The 18,623-nt window shown below is 39.1% G+C and carries 14 protein-coding genes; 7 read left to right on the top strand and 7 right to left on the bottom strand.

What is annotated here, in order from left to right:
* The first annotated feature begins 637 nt into the window (after positions 1-637).
* The gene (locus VKY50_RS05855; protein WP_324299823.1) at positions 638-973 is read left to right on the top strand and encodes a hypothetical protein; all 336 of its coding nucleotides are present in this window, start codon (positions 638-640) and stop codon (positions 971-973) included.
* Positions 974-1,129: 156 nt separating this feature from the next.
* Here the strand turns inward: VKY50_RS05855 and agaR are convergent, their stop codons facing one another.
* The 7 genes from agaR to VKY50_RS05820 form a co-directional block, all read right to left on the bottom strand.
* Positions 1,130-1,900 (bottom strand): transcriptional repressor AgaR, encoded by a 771-nt coding sequence (gene agaR / locus VKY50_RS05850; RefSeq protein ID WP_324299822.1) that lies wholly within the window; start codon positions 1,898-1,900, stop codon positions 1,130-1,132.
* Between the two features lie 162 nt (positions 1,901-2,062).
* Positions 2,063-3,505 carry a Gfo/Idh/MocA family protein gene (locus tag VKY50_RS05845; protein WP_324299819.1) on the bottom strand — a complete coding sequence of 481 codons (1,443 nt, stop codon included), beginning with the start codon at positions 3,503-3,505 and terminating at the stop codon, positions 2,063-2,065.
* 33 nt (positions 3,506-3,538) lie between these two features.
* Complete coding sequence (locus VKY50_RS05840; RefSeq protein WP_324299817.1) at positions 3,539-4,525, bottom strand: amidohydrolase family protein; 987 nt, start codon at positions 4,523-4,525, stop codon at positions 3,539-3,541.
* Positions 4,518-5,348, bottom strand: coding sequence for a class II fructose-bisphosphate aldolase (locus VKY50_RS05835; protein WP_324299815.1), 831 nt, complete (start codon positions 5,346-5,348; stop codon positions 4,518-4,520). Before VKY50_RS05835 ends, VKY50_RS05840 begins: the two co-directional genes overlap by 8 nt.
* Before the next feature lie 4 nt (positions 5,349-5,352).
* On the bottom strand, positions 5,353-6,297 hold the full coding sequence (locus VKY50_RS05830) for a carbohydrate kinase family protein (RefSeq protein WP_324299813.1): 945 nt from the start codon (positions 6,295-6,297) through the stop codon (positions 5,353-5,355).
* Positions 6,287-7,228, bottom strand: a complete 942-nt coding sequence (locus tag VKY50_RS05825) for a 1-phosphofructokinase family hexose kinase (RefSeq protein ID WP_324299811.1) — start codon at positions 7,226-7,228, stop codon at positions 6,287-6,289. Before VKY50_RS05825 ends, VKY50_RS05830 begins: the two co-directional genes overlap by 11 nt.
* Positions 7,225-8,367, bottom strand: coding sequence for an SIS domain-containing protein (locus tag VKY50_RS05820; protein ID WP_324299809.1), 1,143 nt, complete (start codon positions 8,365-8,367; stop codon positions 7,225-7,227). The genes VKY50_RS05825 and VKY50_RS05820 overlap by 4 nt, the downstream gene beginning before the upstream one ends.
* Positions 8,368-8,755: 388 nt before the next feature.
* Between VKY50_RS05820 and VKY50_RS05815 the strand changes: the two genes are divergently transcribed.
* The 6 genes from VKY50_RS05815 to VKY50_RS05790 all read left to right on the top strand — a co-directional run.
* Positions 8,756-11,680, top strand: coding sequence for a SusC/RagA family TonB-linked outer membrane protein (locus VKY50_RS05815; RefSeq protein WP_324299807.1), 2,925 nt, complete (start codon positions 8,756-8,758; stop codon positions 11,678-11,680).
* A gap of 16 nt (positions 11,681-11,696) precedes the next feature.
* Positions 11,697-13,346, top strand: a complete 1,650-nt coding sequence (locus tag VKY50_RS05810) for a RagB/SusD family nutrient uptake outer membrane protein (protein ID WP_324299805.1) — start codon at positions 11,697-11,699, stop codon at positions 13,344-13,346.
* A 103-nt stretch (positions 13,347-13,449) separates the two neighbouring features.
* Entirely contained in the window at positions 13,450-14,781 is a 1,332-nt protein-coding gene (locus VKY50_RS05805) for a DUF3472 domain-containing protein (RefSeq protein ID WP_324299803.1), read from the top strand.
* Positions 14,782-15,149: 368 nt separating this feature from the next.
* Positions 15,150-16,136 carry a sugar phosphate isomerase/epimerase family protein gene (locus VKY50_RS05800; protein ID WP_324299801.1) on the top strand — a complete coding sequence of 329 codons (987 nt, stop codon included), beginning with the start codon at positions 15,150-15,152 and terminating at the stop codon, positions 16,134-16,136.
* Positions 16,137-16,166: 30 nt separating this feature from the next.
* On the top strand, positions 16,167-17,762 hold the full coding sequence (locus tag VKY50_RS05795) for a beta-N-acetylhexosaminidase (protein WP_324299799.1): 1,596 nt from the start codon (positions 16,167-16,169) through the stop codon (positions 17,760-17,762).
* A 322-nt stretch (positions 17,763-18,084) separates the two neighbouring features.
* Positions 18,085-18,623: zinc-dependent peptidase (locus VKY50_RS05790; RefSeq protein WP_324299797.1), on the top strand; the 539-nt coding region annotated here is incomplete at its 3' end.

Here is an 18,623-nt window from a genome sequence, read left to right as displayed (position 1 = left end):
TCTCGGATTGTAATCCGAATTAAGAATATTTTTATATATTAGCTGACAATTAAGTGTTTGGATAGATATCAGTGATTTATCCTTTTGATTAAATAGCATTTTTTGAATATTTAGATCTTTTCATTTGAAAAATTTAAAATGAAAGAGCAACCAACCATTGCACAACCTTTATTAAATTGGTCCTTATATTCTATTTATAGTTTAAGGGTGTCAGTATTTGACAGGTTGAATATTAAGAAACCCAAAAAGCCAATTTAGTAGTTAATTAAAGTGAACCCAGTCTTTAGTTCACTTAGTAGGATGTATGTGTTTAGGATACATACGGGAACCTTTCTCTTGAGATATAGCTTTCTTTTGAATATAACACCATTGGTGATAGTAAAAATAAATGTAATTGACTTGGTTTTCCCCATGGACTAAAACCTTGCTAATCGCTTTATTTTCACTTCAGTTCCATGAGAGATTTTCGATTAATAAAGTAAAAAAAATAATTATAATATAACCTAAAAATATAGCGTGGGAATGGGATAGAATAAGTCATTAAAAAGAAGAAATAGGCCCTCTGTGCATTTGACAGGTGACAGAGAGCCGTAGGAATTAACAAAACGAACGTTTTATTAAAACAACATCCAAAATTATGCAAAAAAAGTGTGTTGACAAGGATTTCTACACTCAATTTTTCTTAATAATCGCCTTGCTCGATTTTCCCATTTCTACCTATGGTCTTACTATGGGTAGAAGTTTCAAAAATGTACTATGTACTGATTTTTCCCAAGCTTTAAAACCAGTAACGCTCGGTAGGGAGAGCCGTTACAACTACACAGGTAGTTCCTATCCAGGTATTCGCGTTCTCATTCTCAATTTGGTTGTAGGGATTTACACTGATTTAACGGGGTTTCTTTCTCGAGTAACCACTCCCACCGAATTACTGGTCATTTTTTATTTTACTCAAGCTATAAAAGAAGGGACATAGATTGCTGTACTTCCCAGATAAAATCTTCCCTGATATTCGATGAGTTTCCGACGGTTTACGTCCAAAATTAAAACCACCCCACCTAGTGTGTAAGTTCTTTAAATTTTAACAAAAGTTCGAAAACCCGCAGCCACAGCTTTACTACTGAGACTCGATTTACGACTTGGCTATAATTACTTCAACATTTTTCTTTTGAAGAATCTCGATTGTTTCCTCATCGATCTTCTCATCGGTAATTAACTTATCGATCTTATCAAAATTGCTGATAAAAGCAAAGCCACTTCGGGTAAATTTTGAAGAATCAGAAACAACGATCACTTCTTCTGCGATCTCTATCATGATCTGGTTAAGGTAAGCTTCTTCCATATAATGAGTGAAGATGCCCAGGTTAGGTTTAATGCCGTCCACTCCTAGAAAGAGTTTGTTACAATAGAGTTGTTTGAAATTACGCTCCGCCATCGGCCCGACCAAGGACATGGAAAATTCTTTTAAATAACCTCCAGGCATGAAGACTTCAAGGTTCTTATAATTGGCAAGATTATTGACAATATCAAGGGCATTACTAATTACGGTAAGCCTTTTAAAATGACTTAAATTGTTTCCGATCTCAAAGGTAGTGGTACCAGAATCCAATATGATGCTATCATCCTCCTTGATTAAGGATGCCGCTTTTTTACCAATTATTCTTTTGATATCGTGATTGATTCGTTTTTTCTCTGTAACGGTCAGTGCTAAATTGTTGGTTTTAAATGCCCCGCCATGAGCACGGATCAACAAGTTGTTTTTTTCTAATTTATCCAGGTCATTGCGGATTGTGACCTCACTCACTCCTAGAAGTTCACTTAACTCATTTACATTTACTTGGCCTACTTCATCGAGTTTTTGAAGAATGAACGATCTTCTCTGAGCGGTCTTTTTCATTTTCATTTTGGGTGATTTAGCGATTTTTAATTTATTCCCCGCACAGCCTATAGAACTTTTACGGTTTGTAAGTGTAAAAATAATAATTAAATTCTAAATGTATGACAAAAAAGCATATGACCGAAATAATCGGTCATATGTATTAGTAAAATGATATAGAAGCTGTGATTATTTTCTTAAAAGCACGTTGGTGTTACCGGCTCCTTGAAGACTAATATCTACTGGAGCATTGGTTTTCCAGGCACCTCGTGTGAAATCAGGCACATCAATTGATTGCGCTCTATTGGCAACCGATTGCTCACTAAGAGGAGAAATCGCACTCCATAGTGCTGCATCATATACATCCTGATCAAGTGCTAAACCATTTCTTAGACAGTCGATTAGTCTCCAATCCATGATAAAATCCATGCCTCCATGGCCACCAACTTGTTTAGCCAGTGCACCAACTTTTTTAATGATCTCAGGAGTGTATTTTTCTTCCACTTCTTGCATTTGGTCTTCCTTTAACCAGCTGTGACCTTTGGCAATGCGCTGTGGGGAAGGCCATTTTCTGGCCATAGCCTCGGTACCGCTCACTAAGTGAATCCTTGAATAAGGACGAGGTGAACTAACATCATGTTGAATCATAATGCTTCTTCCCTTTTTCGTTTTCACCATAGTGGTATTCATATTACCGCGGAAGTCAGCACCGGTATAATCTTGATAGAAGCTATCTTCCTTTGCAAGTTCTACAGCACGCTGATGCATACTGAAGTCATTTGAAGAAAGTGAAGTTAAGTAATCCATTTGATCCCCTCTGTTTACATTCATGATCTGACAAATAGGACCTAATCCATGAGTGGCATATAAATTTCCGTTTCTACCGATATTTTCTTTAAGACGCCACATGCTTTCATAGCCATTTTCTTTATTGAAGTTTAGATCCACAAGGTCGTGAATGTAAGCACCTTCTCCGTGGATGATTTCTCCGAAATATCCCTGTCTGGCCATATTTAAGGTAAGCAGTTCAAAGAAGTCATAGCAGCAGTTCTCAAGCATCATACAATGTTTTTTAGTACGTTCAGAGGTTTCGACTAACTGCCAGCATTCTTCTATAGTTTTCGCTGCAGGAACTTCTACCGCGACGTGTTTTCCAGCTTCCATTCCATAAACAGCCATAGGGGTGTGCAAATCCCAAGGAGTCGCTATGTACAGAAGGTCAATATCATCACGATCGAACATTTTTTTCCATGCATCTGGACCATCAGAATATAAATCAGGTTTGTGAGCAGTACCTTCTAGGGTTTGTAAAACCTTATCCAATTGTTTTGGACGGATATCGCAAAGTGCTTTAATCTCTACACCTTCGATATAGCTCATACGTTGAACAGCATGCGGTCCACGCATACCTAAACCGACAAATCCAATTCGAACCTTGTCTAATTTAGGTGCTTTATATCCAGACATATTAAAGATCTGGCCTTTGTTTTCTCGCCCATTAGAGGCTGAAGTAGCTGCTGCAATTGTATTGTTTTCAGTCTTTGTTTGACAAGCAGCAAGAACACTCCCACTGGCGATTCCTAAACCAGCAAGGGATCCTATTTTTAAAAAATTTCTTCTATTGTCATTCATAATGTTGGATTTTAAGTGTTTAATAAATGCCCATTAGAACCCGTAGGTGTCCACAGCATTTTGGTAAAATATTTTATGTAAAACCTTTTCAGGTAATTCAAGTCCCTTAAATTCCCCTTTAAATTCTGGGGCAGTCATGGTCTTATTTGAAGCAAAGAAGTCCCAGTGGCTATTCCAAAGGGTTTCAAATCGTTCAACAAGTTCCTTCTCGTTCATACTGCCATCATCAATTACATCGGTACCATAAATGATTCTATCTTGATATTTTATAAAGAAATCTCTAACTTTTTCAGGATCCTCTTTCGCTTGAAGTTGCACATGACATATGCGCTCGGCTAAATCTGTTTTACTATTGGGATATTTATCTAATCTGGCTGCGACCTGATCAATGGACCATTCCATACTAAAGAGGTGGAGCCCTACATATTTTAAATTTGGGAACTTATCTAGGACGTTATCTCTGGCCTGCATCTGTTGCTCGTAAGAGGGATATTCTGGGAGTAAATGCATGTGATATTCTGGATGTGCAGAGAAATAATTTCGATCCGAATCCACTGTCATTTCTTCCAGAGGTAACCAGCAGTTTCTCGGTTCCCCTTGGTGACCAATCAACATTATATTGTTATCCGATAAATACTGGTATATAGGATCGAATCGTGGATCGTCTAAAAGAACAAAGTTCCCATCGGCATCTTTAACACCAGGATCCATTCCGATGTTTTTCCATATTTTAACCCCAACAGCACCTTTTTCAAGTCCTGATTTTATTTGTGCCATGGCGTGGGGTAACCACTCTGGGGTATTCCAATGGGTGGTATCAAAGCTGGTGAAGTATTTGATACTACCAGGGTATTTCTCTAACAAATCGTGTACGATTTGTTGTTGCTCCTCTAGGGAATCAAAAAATGGAATATCGGTGTTGATCGATAAAAAGCGTGCACCGTACTTTTGAGCCAACTCCATTTTCGCCTGGGATCTTGTGTTTAAATGAACATGTGCATCGATAAAAGGTTTAAGCATCGGTATTGTTTTTTATCATGATGAGTTTCGTTTTTACGAGATCAGTAACCTGGGAAGTCGCTTTAGGAAAAACCTTTCTCAAATCGATTTCCTCATTATTGCTTAGCTCGCTTTGTAAGGTTTTCATAAATATATTTTTTATTTCTGTAGCTAAGTTTACTTTGCAAATACCATTACTGATGGCTTGTTGAACCTGGTCGTGAGGAACGCCAGAACTTCCATGTAACACTAGGGTAGCAGGTGTTACCTCATGGATCGCCTTTAACAATTCGATATCCAATTTTGGCGTCTGCTTGTAAAAACCATGTGCTGTTCCAATGGCAATAGCAAGGGCATCAACACCCGTAGCCTCTACAAAATCTTTAGCCTCGTGTGGTTGGGTAAATCCTTGCGCAACATGGGCTTGTCCTAACTTAGCTACATAGCCCAATTCAGCTTCCACATTTGCGCCATAGGCTTTAGCCCGCGCTACCACATCCTGGGTGATTTTTATATTTTCTTCAAAAGGCAATTCGCTTCCGTCGATCATCACTGAATCAAACCCAGCATCCAAGCAGCGTTGTACTAAATCCACAGAACCGCCGTGGTCTAAATGAATCCATCCCTCTACATTAAATTGCGCTAAGCTTGCACGACCAAGTTTTACTGCCGTCTCCAAACCCATATAATCGATGGAGCTCTGGGTGAGTTGCAGAATTACAGGTTCATTTAATTCTGAAGCCGCTCTTAACACCCCGTGTAGAGTTTCCAAATTATAATAATTTGTGGCTAGTAAACCACGTTTTTCTTTAGTAAATTGTTGTAGTTTTTCTTTTAATCGCATTGGTTTAATATTCAGAATTAAATGTTTCCTTTAGGGTCTTTTTTATAGATTCTTTACAAGCAAATGCTGCAGTACCCCCTGGTGCAGTTGTACTTAGTGCACCCATGAGATTGCCGTATTGAAGACATTGCTCAAGCGGTCTGCCATCTAAGTATTTTTTGATGAATCCAGAATTAAATGAATCTCCAGCTCCAATGGTATCCACTGGATTTTTATTGGTAAAAGCTGGGGCAGCAATACGCTTTCCATTGGCTACCGCAAGACTACCTTTATCTCCCAATTTTACCACGGTGGTATTGCTGCAAGTTGCGATAGTCTCTAGTGCCTGGTCTAAAGTATCTTTTTTGGTTAAAGCGAGCAGCTCAGCCTCATTTGGCATAAAGATATCCACCAGTGGTAAGCAATTCTTAAAATCAAAATCCCAAAGATTTTCTGGATCCCATTGTAAATCCAGTGAGGTGGTGAGTCCTAAGCTTTTTGCTTTTTCGAAAATTTTTACAATATCTTCTCGTATTCCTTTTTGAATAAAAAAGTTAGACAAGTGCAGGTGTTTGAATCCTGTAAGCTCATCCCATGGAATCTTTTGGTATGTTAAAGCTTCCATTGCTCCACAATAGGTAACATTGGCACGATCCTGATCATAACTCATCACTACCGTGATTCCGGTCTGATGTTCTGTGGTTTTTTGTATATAGACTGTTTTGACTCCTTTTGACTCTAATGAATTAAGAAGGAAGGTACCGAAATCATCTGTTCCTATAAGGCCACAGAAATAGGTATCTATTCCAATAGCAGAAGCATTGGCAGCCATTATGGCTGATGAACTTCCTAAGGTAAGGTTCATCTTTTGTGCTAGAATTTCGGTTCCAATTTTTGGAAATCCTTGGATCCCGTTTAATATCAAATCGACATTCAGCTCTCCGATAACCAGTAATTCCTTAGTCGGCATAATTTGTTGTATTAAGTTTTATTTTTTTCACCACTACTTTTTCAAGTAGTCTTTCTACCGTCTGTTTTTCTAACGCTCCAAGTTCTTCGTGTAAGCAATTGGCAGCTCCGCAAGCAGCCCCATAGGCCGCTGTCCTTTCGGGGGAGAAGTCGTGATACACAGCATAGGCGATCCCTGCCGTTAGACAATCTCCAGCTCCAACGGTACTTATCACCTGGTCCAGATGAACATTGGCGTGAAACAATTCATCCTTATAATAGAGCCATAAACCTTCTGCTCCTTTTGTTATAGCAATAAGTTCTGCCTTTTGTCTAAGGATGGCTATGGACTTGTCAACTGAATCAGTTCCTAGCAATTCGCTGGCCTCATGTTCATTTAAATGAATGCCGAAAAAGGACGTAGTGAGACTCTTTTTAAGTTGCTCTCCTGAGCAGTCGATAATTACTTTCTTTCCAGCCTTATTGACAAAATCGACTAACTCTTTGGTTGCTGTATTAGAGGCGCCTTTTGGCCATGAACCAGAAATACAGATCAGTTCGTGATTTTTAATTTCTTTTTCAAAGACCGATTTAAATTCGTTCCAATGGTTCGAATTAAATACCGGACCGGGTTCTAATAATTCGGTATTGGCAAATGCTGGATTATCAGATCTAAAGGTATAACATTTTCTGTTTTGTCCCTCGATGGAGATTCCACTAATGCGAATTCCACCAGTGGCGCACTGCTCTTTGATCCACTCTCCGGTGTTACCAGCCCAATTGGCCATTAATGTATTTGACTGTCCTAATTCCTGAAGTGCTATGGCAATATGTGTTGCCTTGCCTCCAGGAAATTCTACTAGTTTTGTAATACGATTCGAATGTCCTGGCTGAAGATCCTCCAACCATGCATAGGTATCAATCGATGGATTTGGACAGACGTTTAAGATCATTTTTCTTCTCTTTTGTAAATGGTAACACCTTGGACAACTCTATTGATGGCTCCTGATACTGATGGATTGTCTGGATCAAGGCCTAATGAAAGTGACTTGTGAAGACCCAACAATTGTCCTACTAAAGTAGTAGGAACGGTATTCAGATGGCCTGAATGTTTAAATGATGATGTTAGAATTTGTCTCGAATGCGCCAGCGAAAGTGTAGGTTCATCAGTAATTGTTAACGATTGTATTTTTCTTGGATCACGTGCAATATCCACAGCAAGATCTTTTTCGTATTTAAACACATGCGGGTCATTTGAGAATAAGTAAACCACTAAAGTGTTCGCGTTTACAACCGCACGAGGACCATGCCTAAACCCAAGGAAAGAATCGTGTTTACAGATTACCTGACCATCGGTCAGTTCCTGAAGTTTTAAATGACATTCTCTGGCGATCCCTAACATAGGACCCGAACCTAAGAACACTACACGCTTAAAACTACCCGCGGCAATCGCTTTAAAAACCTCTTCCGCCTTTAATAGCTCCTGACCGATGGTAATCATATCCTCCACAGCCGCTTTCTTACCCTCGATGTTTTCGATGTCAAAAACTAAAAGTGAAGTTAACAGCATCGCAGTAAAACTACTAGTCATCGCTAAACTTTTATCATTGGTCTCCTCTGGAAGCTGAATGCTATACAATGGGTTTTTTGTATCGAAATTAGCAAGCTTGCCCTCTGGATTACAGGTGATAATAAGGTGGAAAGCCTGATCACAATGCTGGTCCAAAAGCGAAGCAGCCTCTAAACTCTCTGGGCTATTTCCTGATCGTGCAAAGGAAATTAATAGCGTTGGTCTTTGCTTTATAAAGAACGCCTCTGGGTGGGTTACTAAATCTGTAGTAGCAACCAACTGAGTAGGTAGACTTGTCTGCTGTTGAATGGCGCCTTGTGCGACCTCTCCTACAAATGCAGAGGAGCCAGCTCCAGTGAGGATGATCCTCAAATCCTTCTGCTGTAAAATAGGCGAAAGAAATGACGCAATGTCTTTCTTAGTTTCTACAAGTAAAGAAAAGGTTTCATTCCATAGTCTAGGTTGTGCCTTAATTTCTTTTTCTGTGTGTTGGTTGATATAACTTGTGGTTTCCTTTTCCATTTAATATTCTTTTAAAGCATTTGTACTATAACAGATGTGTTAATCTACCATAAAAATAGTCCATCTTACTTTTCTAGACAAATTAAAGTAAATAAAACGTAAATAAAAAATCTTTCAATACCCTTTTTTTAATTTTATTCATAAGTTGCAGTATAGCTTTATTATCAAAGCTACAACGATAGCGTGAATAAGAGTTTCAAGAATAATGTTAATTATATAACAAAACAATACGTAAGCTAAATTTCTATTATTGTTTGCTAGTTTTAAAAATATTTTTACTTTAGCACATAATATGAAATAAATTACCTTATGATTCCTTATTTACATCCATTTTAAAAAAAAGTAACAACATAAACAAAGACAAATCATAACTTAAAAACGTAAAACAATGATGAGGAAATATCTATTTACATGGATTAGCATGTGTTGCTTCTTGTTCTCTGTTGCACAGCAGAAACAAGTCTCAGGAAAGGTAACCGATGCTGAAACAGGTGTTCCTATTCCAGGGGTTAGTGTTCTGGTCAAGGGAACTAATAAAGGAGCTGCTACTGACTTCGATGGACTTTTTCAATTAAATGTGGAAGAAGATGCCACTTTAGTGTTCTCTTATATCGGATATCAAAGCAAAGAGATTGCTGTGGCTGGACAGTCGGAGCTTCACGTGAACTTGGCGGTCTCTGCGGCTGAGCTTGATGAGGTAGTGATTGTAGCCTATGGAACTCAAACAAGGGAAGAGGTAACCGCTTCGGTTTCTACTATAAATGCCGAAGAGTTAAGCGATGTCACTACCACGGACGTTTCTACTATGATGCAAGGTAAAGTTGCTGGGGTACAGGTTGTTCAATCTTCAGGTCAACCTGGATCAGTGCCTGATATTCGTATTCGAGGGATCTCCTCGATCGATGGCCGAGTGGCGCCATTATGGGTGGTAGACGGGGTAATTATGCATGGAACGCCTAATTTAAATCCAAACGAAATTGAAAGTTTATCAGTCCTTAAGGATGCTTCGGCGACTTCGTTATACGGATCCCGGGGAGCTAATGGGGTAGTGGTGGTTACCACCAAATCTGCTAAAAAAGGTAGAAGTGAATTGACCCTCACTTCTAAAACGGGGTTCTCTACTTTTAATAGTGGGAATTTCGAAGTAATGAACTCATCCCAAATGTTTGATTACTACAAAAATTTTGGCGATAGTTTCAATGCCTCGGATAACCCATGGTTTACTCCAGAGTTACTTACACGCGATTATGACTGGCTTGACAATGGAACACAAACGGGGGTTGTGCAAGATCATAATCTGATCTTTACCGCTGGGGAAGAAAACTCTAGAACTTATATCTCCGTAGGTTTTTATGATGAAACGGGAACCATTAAAGGGTACGAGTATGATAAGTTAAGCCTTCGAATCAATCACGATCACAACATTGGAGAACGATTGACCATTAAGCCAAAAATTGCTCTGAATTACAGTACAAGAGAGAGCAGACAGCATTCAATGTATGCTATGCTGACCTATATGCCTTGGGATAATCCATATAATGCCTCAGGAGAAATTGTCAATCCTCAGGAAAACGGGGTGCCATGGATTGGAAGAGATAAGAGCAATTACCTGTTCGACCTACAATGGAATAATAGTAATTCTCAAGAGCTGAATTTATATTCAAATTTCGATATAGAATTTAAAATTACGGATCATTTAAAGTTTATTTCCACCAATGGTTATACCCTTTATAGAGCGGATAGTAAATCCTATACCGACCCTGCTTCCAATGGAGGAAGAGCGGAGGATGGTCTTTTGGGGCAATCGACCTCAAGGAGGATCACCCGTTTTACCAATCAGATGATCAAGTACATGAATCATTGGGATAAGCACAGCTTAACTGCCCTGGCAGCATATGAATACAATGATTACGTATATGACGATTTCTCAGCCACGGGTTCTGGAATTGTTCCAGGGACCGATATTTTAAATAATGCTGCTCGGCCTAAAAGTGTTGGAGGATTTAAAAATGAATATGCCTTACAATCCTTTTTATTCAATGCAAACTATGGATATGATGACAGGTATATGACGCAGTTCTCTATTCGTAGAGACGGCGCCTCCAATTTTGGTGAAAACAACCAATATGGAACCTTCTATTCTGCCAGTTTAGGTTGGAATATTCACAATGAATCTTTCTTTAATATAGCAGCTATTGATGAATTAAAATTGCGTGTGAGTTACGGAGCAGTTGGGAATAGACCTAGTTCTCTATATCCTCAATACGATTTATACAATTTGAGTAATACCTATAACGGTATACCTGTAACCACGCCTTCTCAATTAGGGAATGCTGATGTGGGTTGGGAGAAATCCTATCAAACCAATATAGGTTTTGATCTATTCTTACTGGATCGTATCGGACTTACTTTTGATTATTATATTAAGGACACCTCGGATTTACTTTATTTTATCGCTATTCCAGATGTTACAGGTTATAGTGGCTATTGGGAGAATATCGGTGGGGTAAAAAACAACGGTTTTGAAGTTTTTGCTAATGCGGATATTATCCGAAACCAAGATTTTCAGTGGTCTGTAAACTTCAACATTGGAATTAATAAAAATGAGATTACTGAACTTTATGAAAGTGAGCCTATTATTAAAGGAAACAAGCGCCTGAATATTGGAAAAGACATCAACACTTGGTTTATGCGTAAGTGGGTTGGTGTTGATTCACAGAATGGTGATCCCCTTTGGGAGGTGGTTGATCAGCAAACAGGCCAGGTGAGCACAACCAACAATTGGAACAATGCTACCCAGCAAGAAGTCGGCACAGCTTCACCTGACTATTACGGTGGTTTCGGAACCTCTTTCAACTACAAAGGGATTAGTCTTTCGGCAAATTTTGCCTACAGCAAAGGGAATCAGGTCTACAATTACAGTAGAGAATTGTATGATGCAGATGGGGCGTACCCAACATACAACCAACAGGTATTAGCCGATGGTTGGAATCGTTGGCAAGCTCCTGGAGATATTGCAACCCATCCAAGGGCAGTTTATGGAGGAAACAACTTGTCAAACAAGACCTCCTCACGCTATTTAGAAGACGGAAGCTTCTTGAGAATGCGAAATGTTCGATTGGGTTATACCTTGGATTCTCAGTGGATTTCAAATCTGGGATTGACCAATTTAAACCTGTACATCTCAGGGGATAACCTGTGGACTATTACTGATTTTTCGGGAATGGATCCAGAGGTTGGGGTAGGTGGAACTTACAATGCACTATATCCCGTTGCTAAAAGATTAACTGTCGGAGTTTCTGCTTCCTTCTAATTTTAAACTCAGAAAAATGAAAAAAATATTCTATAGTATAGTAATAGCAGCGAGTTTGATCAGCTGTGATTTGGATCGATTTCCATATGACTCAGTAGCTTCAGATGAATTATTTGAAAGCGATGGAGGGCTTTTATCGGCCACCGGAGGTTCCTATGCCTTATTAAAAGGAGACGGGAATGGTTACGGATTTGCACCACAACTCCACCGGATCTCTGAATATCCAGGTGATAATGTTTCTTTAAGCGGAACCACCACGGATCCGCTGTTCTATACCTATAATTATCACAACATTACCACAGGATACCGAACCAATGATGTTTGGAGCTCTGGCTACAAAGCCATTGTAGGGTGTAATAAAGTAATAGAACTTGCCACCGAAGGGGAGTCTGCTGAATCCGATCAGCTAATTGGCGAGAACTACTATTTAAGAGCCTATACTTATTTTCAATTGGTGAATGTTTTTGGAAGACCATATATACAAGGGACATCAAACTTAGGAGTGCCTTTAAAATTAACCTCTGATATTAATGATATTCCTGATAGAAATACTGTTGGGGAGGTATATGATCAAGTGGTGGCAGACCTATTAAAGGCGGAATCATTGATGAGCATTAGCAAAACAAATGCCTATGCCACTAAAGAGGCAGCCCAGGCGTTGCTATCGAGAGTTTACCTGTATATGGGGCTTAATGACAAGGCGATTGCCTATGCTGATAAAGTGATTAACTCAGGGCGATTTTCTCTAGTGCCGAAAGATGAGCTTAGCAATTACTTTAAAAAAGTTCCAGAGGAAAATCCAGAAACGATTTTCTGTCTGCGATCCACCGAAGAATCGGATTATACCAATGGATGGTATACCGTAGGATCACTTTATGCCAATATCGAAGGATCTGGATGGGGAGAGATGTACGCATCTAGTTCTTATTTAGACCTTATCAACCAACATCCAGCGGATGCTCGTAAAGGATTTATCGATCCTCAGTACGAGACAGATGACAATGGAAATAAATATCCAGCAGTCTATTGGATCAACGAAAACTATACCTATCAGTTTAGAAGAACTTTTGAATCCGAAGGTCAAACTTTCTTCACCCACGAGGATGTAGATTACCAAGTTCATCAGGAAGCGGTAGCAGGACAGACGCGCTATTATTTTACCAATTCTGCCAATGAAAAAGTGTATGTCAACAAAACTTTTGATATGTTCAAAAGAAATGGTTATCCTAAGTTTTATATTTTAAAGGCCTCTGGACAGGAAGGCGTACCACACCTATGGTCTCCTGTGATTTCTCGTTTGGCAGAAATGTATCTAATAAAAGCAGAAGCGTATGCCAAATTAAACAATGCAACAGCTGCTTTGGAGAATGTTAATATCATTCGTCAAAGAGCTGGTATTCCCGTTTATGAAAGTACTGCTGATTTTCCAGAAGGAAAGGATCTTTTAGAGATCGTATTGGAGGAGCGCAGATTGGAATTAGCTTTTGAGGGACACCGAAAATTCGATGTGTTTCGAAATAACCTTACCATGGATCGCAGGTATCCTGGAACGCATCTAACAGGTAGCGATCCATATTTTGAAATACTTCCAACGGATGATAGAGTTATTGAATACATTCCAGAGAGTCAAATTAATGCGCAACCTAGCCTGATCCAAAACGATTGATCACCTTGTTAGGGGAAGCTTTTTATCATTTTTAATTTTTTTTTGTAACCAGGCTGTCACGGGGGATATAACGACAGCCTGGCTTTTAAAACAACACCAAAGGATGAGCGTATTAAAAATAGCCAAGACCATTACAATGCTACTAGGGTTTGTGGTATTAAATGCTTGTAAGGGTACTAGCAGTAGTGAAATAGAAGTAAATTCAATAGCATATAGTTATCAGATTCCACCTGCAGGAAATAGCTGGGTGGTAAGCAATCATAAGCATGCAAGTGTTCGAATTGACCAGCAAGGTATCCAACAGTGGACAGATCCTTCTACAAAGATCAATACCTATGTCTATTTAAACGATACAGGTGCGCTTCAAGTTGGTTTAAATGCAAGAGTCAATCAGGGAAGTTCGACCATTTTGGTGACTATAAATGGCCAAACAAAAGAGGTTGTTATCGACAATGTGGAGTTTAAGGAGGTTCATGTAGGATCATTTAATATTGATAAACCAGGCTATCACCCCATAGAAATCCAAGGCGTTGAAAAAAGCGGAGATGCGTTTGCTATCATTAAAACCATTGGCGTTGGTGGATTGGCCACAACAGAAGGGGTAACCTATGTAAAGGATGATTTTTATTGGGGACAAAGAGGTCCATCGGTCCATCTTACCTATCAGACACCTCAGGATAAGGATATCTTGTGGTTCTATAACGAGATTACGGTAGCACCAGGTCAAGACGTTATTGGTTCTTACTTTATGGCCAATGGATTTGGAGAAGGTTATTTTGGAATACAAGTGAATTCTGAAAAGGAACGACGTGTACTATTCTCAGTTTGGAGCCCCTATCAGACCCAAAATCCAGAAGAAATCCCAGAGGATTATAAGATTATCATGCTCGGTAAAGGCCAGGGTGTTCACACTGGTGAATTTGGAAATGAAGGTTCTGGTGGACAAAGCTATAAGGTTTTTAATTGGAAGGCGGGAATTACCTATAAGTTTTTGCTCAAAGGGGAACCGTCGGTTAATAATTCCACTGATTATACCGCCTACTTTTTTGACCCAGAGGAAGATCAATGGAATCTTATCGCGAGTTTTAGAAGGCCGTATACCTCGACTTATTTGACACGACCACATTCCTTTTTGGAGAATTTTGTAACCAAAACAGGTTACATCTCAAGACAAGGATCCTACGGGAATCAGTGGGTTTACGATACAAATGGTCAGTGGCATGAACTTACCAAAGCTACATTTACTGCAGATGCCACCGCTAGAAAAGGAGCGCGATTGGATTATGCCGCAGGAGTAGACAGTCATCAATTTTATATGAAGAATTGTGGTTTTTTCAGTGAACATACCCCTATAGATAGTGAATTTGAAAGAACCCCTAATGGAAAGTCACCGTCAGTTGATTTCTCAAAACTTGAGGTGCCAACGATAAAATAGAATAATTTGAAAATAGGATAGAACAATGAAAATTTGAGTTAGCTAAATCCGTAATAAATTTTGGTTTTTTTCAAGTTAGTTTGTGTGTAGGGCTGTTGTAATAACAGCCCTTTTTTTTGGGCAGCACTCCAGTGTTAAAGAAGTATCTAAGTTAAGGAGCTTATCACGATGGCTGTTTTGACAATCATTTAAGATTGCTGGGTTTAATTTAGTAGTAAGAAATTTAAATAGTTGTACTTATGAGCAATTTACAGTTATTCAAACTTGTTAATTTGTTGTAAAAATGATAGTTTTACCATTTACTATTTAAGATTATTATAGCAATAATGTGTGATAATCAATCGATTTACTAATCTAACACTTCAAAAATGAAAAGAAGACAGTTTGTCAATAGAGCGGCGACCTCTAGTTTGGCCCTCGCCTTTATGGGAACTCTTGCCTGTAAGCAAGATTCAAAAAAATCAACGGAAAAAGGAGCAGAAAATAAGGTAGATTCTTCCGCAATTCAGGCCGAAGAGGCAGCCATGTTTTTTCAAATTTCGCTAGCACAGTGGTCCTTCCACAGGGCATTGAAATCCGGAAAAATGGATAATTTGGATTTTGCAAGCAAGGCGCGCGAATTAGGCTGTGAAGGACTCGAGTATGTCAACCAGTTTTTTGCAGATAAGGCGAAGGACAAAGCGTATTTAACTACCATGAATGAACGCGCTGCTGCAGAAGGCTTACAAAACGTTCTTGTCATGATTGATGGGGAAGGTAATCTAGCAGATGCAGATGCTAAAAAACGTTTGCAAGCAATTGAAAATCACTACAAATGGGTAGAGGCTGCCAATTTCTTAGGATGTCATGCAATTCGGGTAAACTTGGGAGGAGGAAAACAGATGGAAGCCGCAGCTAAAGCAGCAGTAGATTCCCTTACCAAACTATCGGAATTTGCCAAGGATGCTAAGATTGATATTTTAGTAGAAAACCACGGTGGATTCTCCTCTAATGGTGCATGGCTAGCAGGGGTTATGAAAGAAGTAAATCTCGAGAATTGTGGAACCCTTCCTGATTTTGGAAACTTCTGTATTGAATACGGAGAGAATTACAGCTGTGCTAAGGAATATCCACGTTATCAAGGTATCGAAGAAATGCTTCCATTTGCCAAAGCTATTAGTGCTAAATCTCATGATTTCGATGATCAAGGTAATGAAACTAATATTGATTATTTAAGGGTTATGAAAATGGTTAAAGATGCAGGATACAGAGGATTCGTAGGTATTGAATACGAAGGACGTGTCTTGTCTGAGGAAGAAGGGATCATAAAAACTAGGGACTTACTACTTAAGGTCGGTAAAGAATTAGGTGCCTAAATTCTAAATTAGCAAAACTAACAACTCCACATGAAACAATTCAAAATTAATGTAAAGGATCAGCTAGCTTTTTATTTCAAAATTTGCTTTGTGGGTGTGGTCATACTAGGTGTTTTTTCCTGTTCGAAACCCACTCCACAAGTTAGCTTGGAAGAAAGAAGTTTAATTCCTACCCCAGTGTCTGTGCAAGCCCTGGAAGGAACTTTTCAGATTACTCCTGATACGCAGTTCTATATTGAAGATACCCTGCAAACCACCACGGCGGCATTTATGGACAAACTGGTAACGGCAACCGGGTTTAATTTAAAAGTAAACCCCTTGCCAGCTTCAGATCCATCGGAAGGTTTTATCGTTAAATTATCCGACCAGGTGGCGCAAGAAGAAGGATACGCTTTAAAGGTGACCGCTGATAATCTAGTGCTAGAGGCCCGTACTCCAGCAGGAATTTATAGAGGCCTTCAGACAGTGATACAATTATTGCCTTCTGGCATTGTGGCCGATGAAGAATCACCAATAGATTGGTTGATTCCAGCGGTAGAAATTAAGGATTATCCGCTATATCAATACAGGGGTGCGATGCTGGATGTAGCAAGACACTTTTTTAGTGTTGAAGATGTGAAGAAATACATCGATTATATCGCAGCTTATAAGATGAATAAGCTACATTTACACCTAACAGATGATCAAGGATGGCGTATTGAGATAAAATCCTGGCCTGAACTCACCGGTATAGGAGCTAGCACTCAAGTCGGTGGAGGTGAAGGAGGATTCTATACTCAGCAACAGTATAAAGAAATTGTGCAATACGCTAAGGAGCGATACATTACAATTGTTCCCGAAATTGATATGCCAGGGCATACCAATGCTGCTTTAGCCTCTTATCCAGAACTAAACTGTGATGGCAAAGCTACTGCGCCTTATACAGGGATCGAAGTTGGATTTAGCACCTTGTGTATCGATAAAGACATTACTTATGAATTTATCGATGATGTTATAAGAGAACTCGCTGCCCTTACACCAGGGGAGTACATCCATATCGGTGGTGATGAGTCTCATTCCACAGAGCCAGAGGATTTCATTTTCTTTATGGAAAAAGCGCAACAAATCACTGCAAATCATGGAAAAAAGGCCATCGGTTGGGATGAAATTAGCAATGCCGAACTCTTGGATGAAACCTTAGTTCAGTTTTGGGCGAAAGATGAAAATGCCAAAGCGGCCGTTGCACAAGGTAATAAGCTAATTGTCTCTAAAGCTGCTAAAGCGTATATGGATATGAAGTATGATTCCCTCACCCCAATTGGACTTAATTGGGCGGGTCTAATCAATGTAGAAACAGGTTACGATTGGGATCCAGCAAGTTTAGTGGAAGGTATTGATAGCGATGATATTTACGGAGTAGAAGCACCTTTGTGGGGAGAAACACTAACCTCTATGAAGGATGTAGAATACTTGATTTTCCCAAGAATATTAGGGTACGCTGAAATAGGATGGTCGCAAGATTCCTTGCGAAATTGGGATACCTACAAAGAAAGACTCGCAAAACAACACCACAGGTTTGAACTCATGGATATCAATTATTATCAGACCAAGGAGGTTGATTGGGATAAATTAGAATTTCTGGATTAATCGATCTATTTAAGTGTAAGCTTCTTAAGATAAGATTGTTACACGTTATAATAAAAGAAATAGCGCTCCTAAGATTTCATTTTAGGGGTGCTATTTTTTTATGAATATATTTTTTCAATGGAGTATGGCGATTGGTTTTCAGTGTGATACATTATTTAAATATCGGGTTTGATACTGCATGTGATGTTTTGTTAAAAAAGGGATCACTAAAAATACTCCACGGCAATAGGTGTACCCCTTAGGCATAGAAAAGAACTGATAATGAGTCTTGTATTGTGGAAATCCGCTTTTTTATTAAGTAAAAATATCGTATTTTCAAGCTATGCTAACTTCATTACTACTAGGGATACCAGCGGTGCTATTGTTCACTTATTGGGGGTATAACCTCACTGATTTCGCCTATACCAAAATCTACGGTAAGCCTTTAGTGGTCTACAATCATTTTCACCTTAAAAACTTATATACGGATGATATATTGGTGTTGTATTATCACGCCCCTTTTTACAATCGATTAGACGCCTATAAGAAACAGCTCTTTAAGCACCGATTGAATGTTTTTATGAATAGTAAAGAGTTTATCGGACTTGACGGTTTTGAAGTCAGTAGAGATGTGAAGGTAACCGTGTCATCCATTGCCGTGATGCTCACCTTTGGAATGCGCAATTATCTAATCGAATCGGTGGAAAAAATTATTATTTATCCCGGGCCCTATTTCTCATCCCTTAATCAAGATTATCATCTTGGGGAGTACAATCCCTTTTTAAAAACAATTGTATTCTCTTGGCCAGATTTTGTAGCTGGAATTGGCAATGAAAACGACAATTTAAATCTTGGAGTCCATGAATTTGCGCATGCCCTTTA

Source organism: Galbibacter sp. (assembly GCF_035306585.1).
GTDB lineage: Bacteria > Bacteroidota > Bacteroidia > Flavobacteriales > Flavobacteriaceae > Galbibacter.
This window is presented reverse-complemented; position numbering and strand designations above follow the sequence as displayed.